At 70.9% G+C, this 12,366-nt stretch carries 14 protein-coding genes; 6 read left to right on the forward strand and 8 right to left on the reverse strand.

Translation table 11 applies throughout. The features are described 5' to 3' along the window. The first annotated feature begins 219 nt into the window (after positions 1–219). The gene (gene dnaB / locus ACZ573_RS23640; protein ID WP_471307484.1) at positions 220–1,686 is read left to right on the forward strand and encodes a replicative DNA helicase; all 1,467 of its coding nucleotides are present in this window, start codon (positions 220–222) and stop codon (positions 1,684–1,686) included. A 9-nt stretch (positions 1,687–1,695) separates the two neighbouring features. Further along, positions 1,696–3,081, forward strand: coding sequence for a serine hydrolase domain-containing protein (locus tag ACZ573_RS23645; protein WP_471307203.1), 1,386 nt, complete (start codon positions 1,696–1,698; stop codon positions 3,079–3,081). 20 nt (positions 3,082–3,101) lie between these two features. Here the strand turns inward: ACZ573_RS23645 and ACZ573_RS23650 are convergent, their stop codons facing one another. The 3 genes from ACZ573_RS23650 to ACZ573_RS23660 are packed head-to-tail and all read right to left on the reverse strand — an operon-like array spanning position 3,102 to position 5,698. Then, the gene (locus tag ACZ573_RS23650) at positions 3,102–4,271 is read right to left on the reverse strand and encodes a winged helix DNA-binding domain-containing protein (RefSeq protein WP_471307205.1); all 1,170 of its coding nucleotides are present in this window, start codon (positions 4,269–4,271) and stop codon (positions 3,102–3,104) included. Positions 4,272–4,328: 57 nt separating this feature from the next. Beyond that, positions 4,329–4,790: a GNAT family N-acetyltransferase gene (locus tag ACZ573_RS23655; protein WP_471307207.1), complete on the reverse strand. Its 462-nt coding sequence runs from the start codon at positions 4,788–4,790 to the stop codon at positions 4,329–4,331. A gap of 14 nt (positions 4,791–4,804) precedes the next feature. Continuing rightward, positions 4,805–5,698, reverse strand: coding sequence for a GNAT family N-acetyltransferase (locus ACZ573_RS23660; protein WP_471307208.1), 894 nt, complete (start codon positions 5,696–5,698; stop codon positions 4,805–4,807). A 156-nt stretch (positions 5,699–5,854) separates the two neighbouring features. Between ACZ573_RS23660 and ACZ573_RS23665 the strand changes: the two genes are divergently transcribed. Both ACZ573_RS23665 and ACZ573_RS23670 read left to right on the forward strand, forming a co-directional pair. After that, complete coding sequence (locus tag ACZ573_RS23665; protein WP_471307210.1) at positions 5,855–6,505, forward strand: HAD family hydrolase; 651 nt, start codon at positions 5,855–5,857, stop codon at positions 6,503–6,505. 121 nt (positions 6,506–6,626) lie between these two features. Then, the gene (locus tag ACZ573_RS23670; protein WP_471307212.1) at positions 6,627–7,835 is read left to right on the forward strand and encodes a globin domain-containing protein; all 1,209 of its coding nucleotides are present in this window, start codon (positions 6,627–6,629) and stop codon (positions 7,833–7,835) included. Positions 7,836–7,868: 33 nt separating this feature from the next. On the opposite strand, the gene ACZ573_RS23675 is transcribed toward ACZ573_RS23670, so the two are convergent. The 5 genes from ACZ573_RS23675 to ACZ573_RS23695 form a co-directional block, all read right to left on the reverse strand. After that, entirely contained in the window at positions 7,869–8,348 is a 480-nt protein-coding gene (locus tag ACZ573_RS23675) for an NUDIX domain-containing protein (protein ID WP_030008377.1), read from the reverse strand. A gap of 61 nt (positions 8,349–8,409) precedes the next feature. Continuing rightward, complete coding sequence (locus ACZ573_RS23680; protein WP_471307214.1) at positions 8,410–9,315, reverse strand: LysR family transcriptional regulator; 906 nt, start codon at positions 9,313–9,315, stop codon at positions 8,410–8,412. Between the two features lie 187 nt (positions 9,316–9,502). Beyond that, positions 9,503–10,690, reverse strand: a complete 1,188-nt coding sequence (locus tag ACZ573_RS23685) for a cystathionine gamma-lyase (RefSeq protein WP_471307216.1) — start codon at positions 10,688–10,690, stop codon at positions 9,503–9,505. Continuing rightward, the gene (locus tag ACZ573_RS23690; protein WP_471307218.1) at positions 10,687–11,178 is read right to left on the reverse strand and encodes a low molecular weight protein-tyrosine-phosphatase; all 492 of its coding nucleotides are present in this window, start codon (positions 11,176–11,178) and stop codon (positions 10,687–10,689) included. The genes ACZ573_RS23685 and ACZ573_RS23690 overlap by 4 nt, the downstream gene beginning before the upstream one ends. 11 nt (positions 11,179–11,189) lie before the next feature. Next, complete coding sequence (locus ACZ573_RS23695) at positions 11,190–11,570, reverse strand: phage holin family protein (protein WP_301369091.1); 381 nt, start codon at positions 11,568–11,570, stop codon at positions 11,190–11,192. A gap of 89 nt (positions 11,571–11,659) precedes the next feature. On the opposite strand from ACZ573_RS23695, the gene ACZ573_RS23700 reads away from it, so the two are divergent. Together ACZ573_RS23700 and ACZ573_RS23705 are read left to right on the forward strand one after the other, a co-directional pair. After that, positions 11,660–11,977 carry a cupin domain-containing protein gene (locus ACZ573_RS23700; RefSeq protein ID WP_471307220.1) on the forward strand — a complete coding sequence of 106 codons (318 nt, stop codon included), beginning with the start codon at positions 11,660–11,662 and terminating at the stop codon, positions 11,975–11,977. Between the two features lie 155 nt (positions 11,978–12,132). Beyond that, on the forward strand, positions 12,133–12,360 hold the full coding sequence (locus ACZ573_RS23705) for a DUF5326 family protein (protein WP_471307223.1): 228 nt from the start codon (positions 12,133–12,135) through the stop codon (positions 12,358–12,360). The last annotated feature ends 6 nt before the right edge of the window (positions 12,361–12,366 follow it).

A 12,366-nucleotide genomic window follows, 5' to 3' on the forward strand; every position in this document is an offset into this window, starting at 1 on the left:
TTACCCACAGCATTGGCGCGGTCATCCACATGTCATCCACACAGCCTGTGGATAACAAGATTGGCTGACGCCGCTCCCGGGCCTACCGTGGTTCGTTGCCCGACCTGCCGACAGCGGATTCGGGTGCCCCAAATGTCAGAGCCGTGTCGTAGAAAGAGTGACACGGCGAGGTCCGCGTTGCGGACGGGAGGAGGCGGCCCGGTGAGCATGCCCGAGCCCATGGACGACCTCTGGGCCGACAGCGGTCCAGGTGACCGTCTGCCCGCCCGTCCGCGCCGTAACAGCGAAGGCCGCGGCCGCGGGGACGAACAGCACGACCGGGGCCGCGAGGGCGGCTCCTGGGACTCCGGCGGTGGCGGCGGCTTCGAGCGCGTCCCTCCCCAGGACCTCGACGCCGAGCAGTCGGTGCTCGGCGGCATGCTGCTCTCCAAGGACGCCATCGCGGACGTCGTCGAGGTCCTCAAGGGCCACGACTTCTACCGGCCCTCGCACGAGACGATCTACCAGGCCATCCTCGACCTGTACGCCAAGGGCGAGCCGGCCGACCCCATCACCGTCGGCGCCGAGCTGACCCGGCGTGGCGAGATCAGCAAGGTGGGCGGGGCCTCGTACCTGCACACCCTGGTCCAGTCCGTGCCGACCGCGGCGAACGCCGAGTACTACGCGGAGATCGTCCACGAGCGGGCCGTCCTGCGCCGCCTGGTCGCCGCCGGTACGAAGATCACGCAGATGGGCTACGCGGCCGACGGCGACGTCGACGAGATCGTCAACAGCGCCCAGGCCGAGATCTACGCCGTCACCGAGCAGCGGACCTCCGAGGACTACCTGCCGCTCGGCGACATCATGGAAGGCGCCCTCGACGAGATCGAGGCGATCGGCTCCCGCAGCGGCCAGATGTCGGGCGTTCCCACCGGCTTCACGGATCTGGACTCGCTGACCAACGGCCTGCACCCGGGCCAGATGATCGTCATCGCGGCCCGCCCCGCCATGGGTAAGTCCACGCTCGCCCTGGACTTCGCCCGGGCCTGCTCCATCAAGAGCAACCTGCCGAGCGTGATCTTCTCCCTCGAAATGGGGCGCAACGAGATCGCCATGCGCCTGCTCTCGGCGGAGGCCAGGGTCGCGCTCCACCACATGCGCTCGGGCACGATGACGGACGACGACTGGACCCGGCTCGCCCGCCGGATGCCGGACGTCTCCGCCGCTCCGCTCTACATCGACGACTCCCCCAACCTGTCGATGATGGAGATCCGGGCCAAGTGCCGCCGGCTCAAGCAGCGCAACGACCTCTCGCTCGTGGTCATCGACTACCTCCAGCTGATGCAGTCGGGCGGCTCGCGCCGTCCCGAGAGCCGCCAGCAGGAGGTCTCGGACATGTCCCGAAACCTCAAGCTGCTGGCGAAGGAGCTGGAGGTCCCCGTGATCGCGCTCTCCCAGCTGAACCGAGGTCCGGAACAGCGCACCGACAAGAAGCCGATGGTCTCCGACCTGCGTGAGTCGGGTTCCATCGAGCAGGACGCGGACATGGTGATCCTGCTGCACCGCGAGGACGCGTACGAGAAGGAGTCCCCCCGTGCGGGTGAGGCGGACCTGATCGTGGCGAAGCACCGTAACGGCCCCACGGCCACGATCACGGTGGCCTTCCAGGGCCACTACTCCCGCTTCGTGGACATGGCCAACACGTAGCATCCGATCATGGATGAGCTTGCTGAGGACCTGGAACTTCTCCCTGCCACCCGGCGCGCGCTGAGGCACCGGATCGCCGTCGCGCAGAGCGAAGGGCGGGCGCCGTCCGTGGTGGCGGCCGTCCTGCGGGGCGGGGAGGTGGTCTGGGAAGGCTCCCGGACCTCGGTAGAGGGGCACGGTCCGGATGGTGACGTGCAGTACCGGATCGGTTCGATCACCAAGACGTTCACGGCCGTTCTCGTGATGCGGCTGCGGGACGAGGGCCTGATCTCGCTCGCCGATCCGCTGGAGAAGCACCTGCCGGGGACCGGCGCCGGTCAGGTGACCATCGCCCAACTGCTGTCCCACACCGGCGGTTTGGCTGCGGAGACGCCCGGCGAGTGGTGGGAGCGCACCCCCGGCGAACAGCGCCCCGAGCTCGGCGACGTGCTGGGGGAGGAACCCTTCAAGCTGGCACCGGGAACCAGGCACCACTACTCCAACCCGGGTTACACCCTGCTGGGTTCGCTGGTGGAGGCGGTGCGCGGAATGCCCTGGGAAGAGGCGCTGCGGGCCGAGGTACTGGAGCCGCTGGGGCTGGAGCGCACGGGCGGACAGCCGAAGGCCCCGCACGCGGGTGGCTGGGCGGTGCATCCCTGGGCGGACGTGATGATGCCCGAACCGCTGGAGGACCTGGGGCTGATGGCCGCGGCCGGCCGGCTGTGGTCCACGACCCGGGACCTGGCCCGGTTCGCCGACTTCCTGCTGCGCGGTGACGAGCGCGTCCTGTGCGCCGGGTCCGTACGGGAGATGCGCAGCGCGGCCTCGCCCCCGGAGCCCGGCCTCGCGGAGCTGGGCTACGGGCTCGGCATGCAGCTGGCGGCCGTCGGCGGGCGCAAGCTCGCGGGCCACAGCGGTTCGCTGCCCGGCTTCGTCGCGGGGCTGTGGCTGAGCGAGGCGGACGACGTGGCGGCGGTGGTGCTGGCGAACTGCACCTCGGGACTTCCGGCCTCGACGGTGGCCGCGGATCTCGTGGGGATCGTGGCGGACGCCGAACCGCGCTTCCCGCAACCGTGGCGGCCGTTCCTGGAGTCGGACCACGTGCCGCTCGAACTGTGCGGCCCCTGGTACTGGGGGACTTCGGCCCAGGTGGTGCGCCTGACCGCGGACGGGCTGCTGGAGCTGGGGCCGGTGGGCGGGAGCGGGCGCACGTCCCGCTTCCGGGCGGAGCCGGATGGCAGCTGGACCGGACTCTTCGGCTACTACGCCGGTGAGACGCTGCGGGCGGTGCGCCGTGCGGACGGCTCGGTGAGCCATCTCGACCTGGCGTCCTTCGTGTTCACCCGGGAGCCCTACGACGCCGACTCCCCGGTGCCCGGCGGGGTGGACCCGCGGGGCTGGCGGGGCATCGGCTGACAGCCCCGGCCCGGGCCGGATCAGGCGACGAGTTCACGCTCCAGCGGAGTACGGAAACGCGGGGTGATCCGGGCCTCTCCCACCCAGGCGGCGAGCCGCGCGGCCTCGGCGGTGATCGCCCGCTCGGCGGGCCGGCCGGGGCTGCCCAGCAGTCGCCAGACGATCTCACCGTCGGAGCGCTGCCCCCAGCCGCCGACGATCTGGCCGTTCCACCACACAGTGGGGCCGATGTTGCCGGCGTAGTCGAACAGGGCGCTCCTGTGGGCGGGGTCGAGGTGGAAACCGCGGTCGGCCCAGCCCATGCCGGTGGGGTCGAGGCCGGGCAGCAGCGCCGCCCAGGGCTCCGGCGCCGGTTCGGGCCCGGTGTCCCCGGGGCTGACCAGGGCGGTGGTGCCGTCTTCGAGACGGACCTGGTCGGGGCCCACTGCGGCGAGGGCCTTGCGGACGTCCGTGAGCGTCCAGCCGGTCCACCACTTCAGGTCGGCCTCGGTGGCGGGACCGTACGCGTGCAGCCATCGGCGGGCGATCTCGGCGCGGGCCTCGGCGGCGGGCAGCGCGGGCCAGGGCTCGGTGTGGACCCATCGGTACTGGCTGGAGGTCCATGAGCCGCGCGGCCGGTCACGGCGGATCCGGCCGTCGGCGGCGAGCAGCCGGATGACCCGGGTGGCTACCCCCTGCTCGGCTTCGTACTTCTTCCCGCGGCTGATGGTGATCTTCTGGCGCAGTGCGGGTACGGCCGCGGACAGCTGGCTGCCGGTGCAGGGGCCGTGGGCGTCGAGGGCGTCGAGCGCGGCGGCCTCCGCGCCGGCGAGCCAGGCGGCGTCGAGTCCCCGTCCGTCCTCGTCGAGGTGCTTGAGGAGGGTGCGGCGCTCCTTCGCGGCGATCGCGCGGGCGGTGGAGGCGTCGACGTGCGGGGCGAGTTCGGCGGAGACCGCGAAGAGCGTGTTGCGCATGCTGAGCAGGCGCACGAGGCTTACGTCCTCGTAGAGCGCCCGCTCGATCGCGTCCGGGCCGCCTTCGGCGAGCCGGGCCCGGGCCGAGAGGAAGACGGTCGCGGCGTCGGTGGCGTGCAGGGCGACGACGGAGTCAGCCGTCTCCGCGACGGTCGCGGCGCGGGCCGAGGGAGCCAGACGGTGGCGTCGGCCGAGCCGGTGGCGTCGCTCGGCCGTGGTGACGAGAGGGAGGCTCATCCTCCCGATCGTAGGCCGGGCCGCCGACACGGCGGCCCGGCTTGCCGGAACGTCCGGTCAGAGCTGGAGCTTGAACCCGACGTGCGAGGCGGTGAAGCCGAGCCGTTCGTAGAAGCGGTGGGCATCGGTCCGGGACACGTCCGAAGTCAACTGCACCAGCGCGCAGTTCTCGGCACGGGACTTCTCGACGGCCCATTCGATGAACCGGGTGCCCAGGCCGCCGCCGCGTTCGTCGGCATGTACGCGGACGCCCTCGATAATCGAACGGGTGGCTCCCTTACGGGAGAGTCCCGGGACGATCGTGAGCTGGAGGGTGCCCACCACACGGTCGGCACGGACGGCGACGACCAGGTGCTGGTTCGGGTCGTCGGTGAGCCGCTTCAGGGCTGCGAGGTAGGGGGCGAGGTCGTCCGGGGACTCCCGGGTGGCGCCGAGCGGGTCGTCGGCCAGCATGGCGACGATGGCGGGCACATCGGCCTCGGTGGCCGGCCGGATCGTCAGCTCGGGGGTGTCGGTCATGATGCGTTCTCCTCTCAGCCCGCGGCCACGGTGAGCGGTGCCCACCGGCGGGTCCAGTCGCCGGGCAGGCCGGGGATGTCCCGGGTCATGACGGCATTGAAGGCCACGGAGGCCAGGCCCCGGTCCCTCAGCCAGGCGAGGAATTCCTCGTGCCGCACGTCGACATCGGTGCGCAGAGCCCGGTCGGTGCCGAGCGCGAGCGCCGTCACCAGCGACTGGGCCGTCGCGGTGTCATGAGCGATCAGGGGGCCGATGACCTGGGTGTTCATGTTGGGCCACGCCGCGGCGTAGCCGGTGAGTGCGCCGGCTCGGGAGTGGTCCTCGGCGACGACCAGCCGGTCGGCGAAGGCGGGCAGCCGGGTGATCATGTGCGTGCGGTCGGTGCCGAAGACCTCGGCGTCCAGGCGCAGGATGCGGGGAAGGTCCTCGGCGGTCGCCGGCCGGACCCGGGAGGTGCCGTATGCGCCGGGGGTGCCCTCGTGGCGGAAGGTGCCCGTCAGCATCTCGGTGCGGCCGGTGGCCTCGAAGCCCAGCTCCTCGTAGAGGGGGCGCCCGTAGGGAGTGGCGTGCAGGGTGAGGGGGACGCCCTTGAGTACGTCGTCGCAGACGTGGGTCATCAGTCGGCGGCCCAGGCCCTGGCGGGCGAAGCGGTCGGCCACGAGAACCATCCCGATGGCGGCGAGCTCCGGTCCGGCATGGGTGTCGCCGTAGCGCGTGACGACGCAGGCGGCCGCGAGTCCCCGGCCATCCGGGGCGTCGACGCCGTAGCCGTTTCCGGCGGCGAGGAGCAGACGCCACTTGTGGTCCTCGCGGAGCCATCCGCGATCTTCGGACAGGTCGGCGCAGCGGTGGAGATCGTCCACGGTCAGCGCGCGGATCGGTAGATCGGTGATGTGTGGTGGTGTCACCTGGCCCAGACTGGATCATGGACTGGGAGCCGTCCAGAGGGTTTGGGGTCGGATGTTTCACGTGAAACACCAGGTGCCCCGGCGCGGGGCCGCCGGACGATGTTTCACGTGAAACACGGTGTTTCACGTGAAACGGACCGGCTAATCTCGTGGGCCATGACCCACCTGCACCTCTTCGACCTCGACGGGACGCTGATGTACGGCTCGGCGGCGCCGGTCGAGATTTCCCGCCAGCTCGGGCTGAGCGCCGAGATCGCCGAGCTGGAACGGGCCTTCGGTGCGCAGGAGATGGGGCCGCACCAGTTCTCCGTGGCCGCCCACGCCCTCTGGGCCGATCTGACACCCGCGCATGTCCGGGCGGCGTTCGACGGGGCTCCCTGGCTCACCGGGATCCGGGACGTGTGGCAGGAGATCAGGGACCGCGGGGACTACTGCGCGGTGATCTCCCTGTCACCCTCGTTCTTCGTGGAGCTGCTGCTGGAGTGGGGTGCGCATGCCGCGCACGGCTCGGTCTTCCCCGAGGTGCCGTTCACCCGTCCGGTGGAGGAATCCGGGATCCTGACGCCCGAGGGCAAGGTCAGGGTGGCGGACCGGCTCTGCGCTCAGTTCGGTGTGAGCCGGGCCGACTGCGTCGCCTACGGGGATTCGGTGACCGACGCGATGCTCTTCGAGGCGGTGCCGGTCTCGGTGGCGGTGAATGCGAGGCCCTATCTCGCCGAGCGTGCGACCCATGTCTACGAGGGCCGGGATCTGCGGGACGCATACCAGCTCGTTGGGCTGACGCGCCCGGGAGTTGACGCATCTTAGGAGGAAAGTGGGTTCGAAACGCGGATTTTCCGCGTTTTCCCGCAGGCCTCTGAGTCGGCTGGCACGCTGTGAAACCCGGAACCACGGATTCACAGGCCGTGGCGTGTGCAGACCGACCGAGATGCTCGAAGCGAGGCACCGCATGGACGCTCCGCCCACCAGATCGGCCAGACGCGAATCGGCCCGGATATCCGGCGAGGGCGGTGCGATCGAGCCCTCACCGGATGCCGTACTCATCCGCCGGACCCTCGCGGAGATCGCCCCCGTCGCCGACAAGGTGACCTCGTACTTCTACGCTCTGGTGTTCACCGGGCACCCGGAAGTACGCGGCATGTTCCCCGCCGCCATGGACGCGCAGCGGGACCGGCTGCTGAAGGCACTGCTGACCGCCGCCGAGCACATCGACAATCCCGCCGTCCTCGTCCCCTACCTGCGCCGACTGGGCGCCGGACATCGCAAGTACGGCACGATGGCCGGCCATTACCCGGCGGTCGGCGAAGCCCTTGTCGGGGCACTGGCCCGGTACGCGCACCACAGCTGGGGGCCCGAGACACAGGCCGCCTGGGTGCGGACGTACACCGCGATCTCCCAGATCATGATCGACGCGGCGGCGGAGGAGGAGGTGAAGGCCCCCGCGTGGTGGCACGCCGAGGTGGTCTCCCACGATCTGCGCACCCCGGACATCGCGGTACTGACGGTCCGCCCCGACCAGCCCTACGCCTTCCTCGCCGGCCAGTACGCGAGCCTGGAGACCCCGTGGTGGCCTCGGGTGTGGCGGCACTACTCCTTCGCGTCGGCACCGCGCGCCGACGGACTGCTGTCCTTCCATGTCAAGGCGGTCCCCGCGGGCTGGGTCTCCAACGCGCTGGTGCGCCACGCTCGCCCGGGAGACGTACTGCGCCTGGGACCGCCGGCCGGGTCGATGGTGGTGGACCACACCACGGACAACGGCATGCTGTGCCTGGGCGGAGGCACCGGGATCGCTCCGATCAAGGCGCTGATCGAGGACGTGGCCGAACACGGCGAGCGGCGGCCGGTGGAGGTGTTCTTCGGAGCCCGCAGCAACAGCGACCTCTACGACAAGGACACGCTGCTGGGGCTCCAGCGCTCGCACCCGTGGCTGTCGGTGCGCCCGGTGGTCGGCGACGGGCTGGCCGGACAGCTGCCGCACGCGGTGGGTGAACACGGGCCGTGGAGCTCGTACGACGCGTTCATCTCCGGCCCGCCCGCGATGATCCGCAACGGCGTGGACGAGCTCCTGCGGATCGGCATCCCCTGCGAGCGGATCCGGCACGACGCAGTGGAGGAGCTGGCCGGCGTCGCCGGCTGAGACCGGAGGCAGCCCGCCGGTCTCAGCCCGGCTTCAGCCCAGGTCGGGAGCGTGCATGGCGCGGACACCCTCGATGTTGCCGTCGAGATAGTGCCGCAGGGACAGCGGGACGAGATGGACGGCGGCGATGCCCACCCGGCTGAAGGGCACGCGGACGATCTCGTACTCGCCCTCGGGCTCGTCGACCTCGGGGCCGTGCCGCAGGTTCGGATCCATCGATTCGAGGCGGCAGACGAAGAAGTGCTGCACCTTCACGCCGGTCACCCCCCTGTCGGCGATGTGCTCGACGGTGTCGACGAAGCAGGGCACCACATCGGTGATCTTCGCGCCGAGTTCTTCGTGGACCTCCCGGTGGAGGGCGTCGACGACGGTGGAGTCCGAGGGCTCCACTCCCCCGCCGGGGGTGAGCCAGTACGGATCGACGCCGGGCCTGGTGCGTTTGATGAGGATCAGGTCGTCACCGTCGAGCAGGATCGCGCGGGCGGTGCGTTTGACCACGGGACGTTCGGTCATGGGAGAAGAGTGGCCCGCCACTCCGCTTCTGAAACGCGCCACAGGCCGGAAAAGGGCGGACTCACCAGTGGACTGCGGCATCCAGCAGCCGGCCGTGCGCCCGGGCGAGGTGGGCGAGGGCCAGGCTCCCGGTCCGCACGACCAGGAACCAGGTGCGCAGCGGTGGCACCGCAGGCTCCGCCAGCGCCACGATCCGACCGCTGTCGAGGGCGTCCTGGCACAGGTAGCGGGGCAGTACGGCGAGCCCGGCGCCGGCCCGGACGCATTCCAGTACGGCTCGCAGGTCAGGCACCACCACCGTGGCGGCCAGGGACCTGGCATCGGGCAGGGTGTCGAAGACGGCGGCCCAGTAGCGGGTGACGAGCGGCAGGCTCTCGTGGACCTCGACCAGCGGGATGCCGTCCAGCGCGGCGGAACCCTCCTCGCGCAGCCGGTCCATGTCGACGAGGGCGGCCCAGTAGGGCGCGGCGACCAGGACGTGCTCCTCGTCGCACAGGGCGGTGGCCCGGAAAAGCCCGCCCCGGGGGTGGGCGGTGGTGACGACGAGGTCGTGGTGGCCGGCGGCGAGCCCGTCGAGGGTCGCCTCGGCATCGGTCTGCGGGGTGGCGCGCAGGGTATGGCCCTGGCCGACCAGGAGGGCGAGGGCGGGGAGCACGCGCAGGCACAGGAACTCGGGAGGTCCGGCGACGTGGAGGGTGCGTAACGCGCCGGCGGCCTCCCCTTCGGCCTCGGTGATCCGCAGCAGGGCGTCGAGGTGCGGTGCGGCCTTGTGTGCCAGCTCGTCGCCGACGGCGGTGGGGGTGACGCCACGGGCCCGGCGGTGGAAGAGCGGCCGCCCCAACTGGCGCTCCAGGGTGCGGATCTGGGAGGTCACGGCGGGCTGGGACAGTCCGAGCAGGGCGGCCGCGCGCGTGAACGAGCCGGCCCGGTGGACGGCGACGAAGGTGCGCAGCAGGGTCAGGTCCATCGCTGCACCTCTCGGTGGGGGCCTTCAACTATAAATATGCAGATAGCTCCCTGTCGTTACCGTGATTGGACTCTGACGCAGAGTCAACTAGCCTTGTCGCGTGGTTCTTCGCGCGCGGAACCCGGGGCGGTCCGAGCCACCAGGGGGGAGGCTCGGACCGCTTCGCCCGGCGACGGCCGTCCCCGGTTCAGGGCGTGGCAACCGCGTGGTCGAGGGCTCGAAGCACGTCCGCGACCAGGTCCTCGGTGTCCTCGGCGCCGGCGGAGAAGCGGATGAAGCCCTCCGGCACTGCGTCGCCGCCCCAGCGTCCGCGCCGCTCGGCGGTGGACCGCACCCCGCCGAAACTCGTGGCGTCCTCGACCAGGCGCAGGGCGGCCATGAACCGCTCCGCGTGCGCGCGGTCGGGCAGGGTGAAGGAGACCACCGACCCGAAGCCCCGCATCTGCCGGGCGGCCGTCTTGTGGGAGGGGTCCGTGGCAAGCCCCGGGTAGCGCAGTCCGCTCACGTCCGTCCGGTGCGTCAGCGCCTCGGCGACGGCCAGTGCGTTGGCCCACTGGCGCTGCGCGCGCAGCTGGATCGTGGCCAGGGAGCGGTGGGCGAGCCAGGCCTCCATGGGACCCGGGATCGCACCGACGATCTTGCGCCAGCGCCGTACGCGGGCGGCGAGCTCCGGATCACGGCAGACGACGTATCCGAGCAGGACGTCGCCGTGGCCGGTGAGGCCCTTGGTGCCGCTCGCCACCGAGAAGTCCGCCCCCAGCTCCAGGGGCCGCTGCCCGAGTGGCGTGGCCAGGGTGTTGTCGACGGCGACCAGGGTCCGGCCTGCGTGCGCCGCGTCCACGAGGCGGCGTACGTCGCACACGTCGAGCCCGGGGTTGGAAGGGGTCTCGATCCACAGCAGCCGGGCCCCGTCGAGGACCGCGAGCTGGGCGTCGTCGCCGGTCGGAGCGGTGCGCACGTGGATCCCGTACGCCTCCAGCTGCTCGCGCAGCAGGGGCAGGGCCTGGTAGCCGTCGTCGGGCAGGACCACGGTGTCGCCGGTGTGTGCCTGGGAGAGGAGGACGGCGGAGACCGCCGCCATCCCGGAGGCGAAGACGATCGTATGCACGTCCTCGCCAGGGGCCTCCAGCTCCCCGATCGCCCGTTCCAGCAGCGTCCAGGTGGGGTTGGTGTCGCGGCCGTAGGCGTACGGGCCTTCGACGTCGCCCGGGAGGTGGAAGTGGGCGGCGAAGACCGGTCCGGGCAGGGGCGGTTCGTTCTTGACGACCTCGGGCAGTCCGGCCCGCACGGCCCGGGTGCCGTCGCCGAGCGCGGCAGATCCGGGCTCCTGCGTCTGCTGCGTCTGCTGCGTCTCCTGCGGGGCGTATTCGGTCACGCGGTGTGCTCCTTCACGGCGGCGCGTACGGCGTCCAGCAGGCCGGGGCTCGCGGCCTCGACCAGCTCCAGGCACTCCTCGAACCCGTCGAGCGGCCCGTAGTAGGGATCCGGTACGTCGGTCTCCGCGGCCGAGGCCGCCGGATCGTAGGACCGCAGCAGCCGCACCTTGGCGGCGTCCTGCGGAGTGGGCGCGAGGGCCCGGAGGTCCCGCAGATGCCCCGCGTCGAGCGCGATGACGAGGTCGAGGCGGGCGAACCAGGAGGCGCGGAATCGGCGGGCCCGGTGGTCCTGCTCGTAACCGGCCGCCTCCAGGACGGCGACGGTGCGCGGATCGGCGCCGTCCCCCTCGTGCCAGCCGCCGGTGCCGGCGCTGTCCACCTCGACCAGCGTGGAGAGGCCGTCGCCCGCCACATGGGCACGGAAGACCGACTCGGCGATGGGGGAGCGGCATATGTTGCCCGTGCAGACGAAGCAGACGCGGTACATGGCAGGCCTGTTCAGTTCTTGTCGGGCAGGACCATGTTCATGGCCCAGGAGACGATGGAGATGATCAGGCCGCCGAGGAGCGCGGTCCAGAAGCCGTCGACATGGAAGCTGAGATCGAGCTGCGTGGCCAGCCACGAGGTCAGCAGCAGCATCAGGGCATTCACGACAAGGGTGAACAGGCCGAGGGTGAGGATGAACAGCGGCAGCGAGAGCAGCTTCACCAACGGCTTGACGAGCAGGTTGACCAGGCCGAAGACCAGCGCGACCAGGATCAGGGTGAGCGCCCGTCGGCCCGTGCTGCTGCCGTCGTCGAGGGTGATGCCGGAAAGCAGCCAGATGGCGACGGCCAGGGCCGCCGCGTTGGCGAGCGTCTTGACTACGAAATTCGTCATGTGTCTGATCGTGGCAGAGAAGATCCCGGTGGGACATCCGCAGATCAGCGGATGCAAGGGAACGATCGAGTACAAGGGGCACAACGACGATGAAAGCCTTCCGGCTTGACGACCTCGAAGCGGAGCGGGCCGCGAACGACGGCGCTTATCTGCAGTTCCTGCGCGAGCGGAACATGTCGGTCGGGCTGTACGCGCTCGACGCCGGACAGACCGATCCGCAGCTGCCGCACCGGCAGGACGAGGTGTACTTCGTCGTCAGCGGCCGGGCCTCGATCACGGTCGGGGAGGAGACGACGACCGTGGCGCGCGGCAGCGTCGTCTACGTCCCGGCGGGTGCGGCGCACAAGTTTCACCACATCACCGAGGACCTGAAGGTGATGGTGGTGTTCTCCCCGCCGGAGGGCTGAGCGGCCCGCCCGGATGAGGGTCGCGGCTCTGATCCCCCTAAGGGGCGGATCAGGGGACTCCGAGGGCTCGCGGGCCCCTGTACGGGGCCCGGGACTCCTAGCATCGAGAGCAGGAAGCAGCGGACGAAGTCACGGACGAAGAAGAGGTCGAGGACATGGACGGCATCCGAGAGATATTCGCAGGCATGCCCTGGTGGGTTAAGTGGGTCGCGGTTCCGCTGCTGGCCCTCTTCGTCTTCGGCGGTGTGATCACCAGCATCCTGGGCGCGCTGATCGGGTTCGTCTTCAAGCTGCTCCTCTTCGTCGGCCTCGTCGGCGGCCTGATCTTCGTCGTGAAGAAGTTCAGCGGCGGCGGCTCGAAGTCCTCCGCCGGCGAGTGGTAGGCAGGA

The organism is Streptomyces sp. NPDC040545, assembly GCF_055595065.1.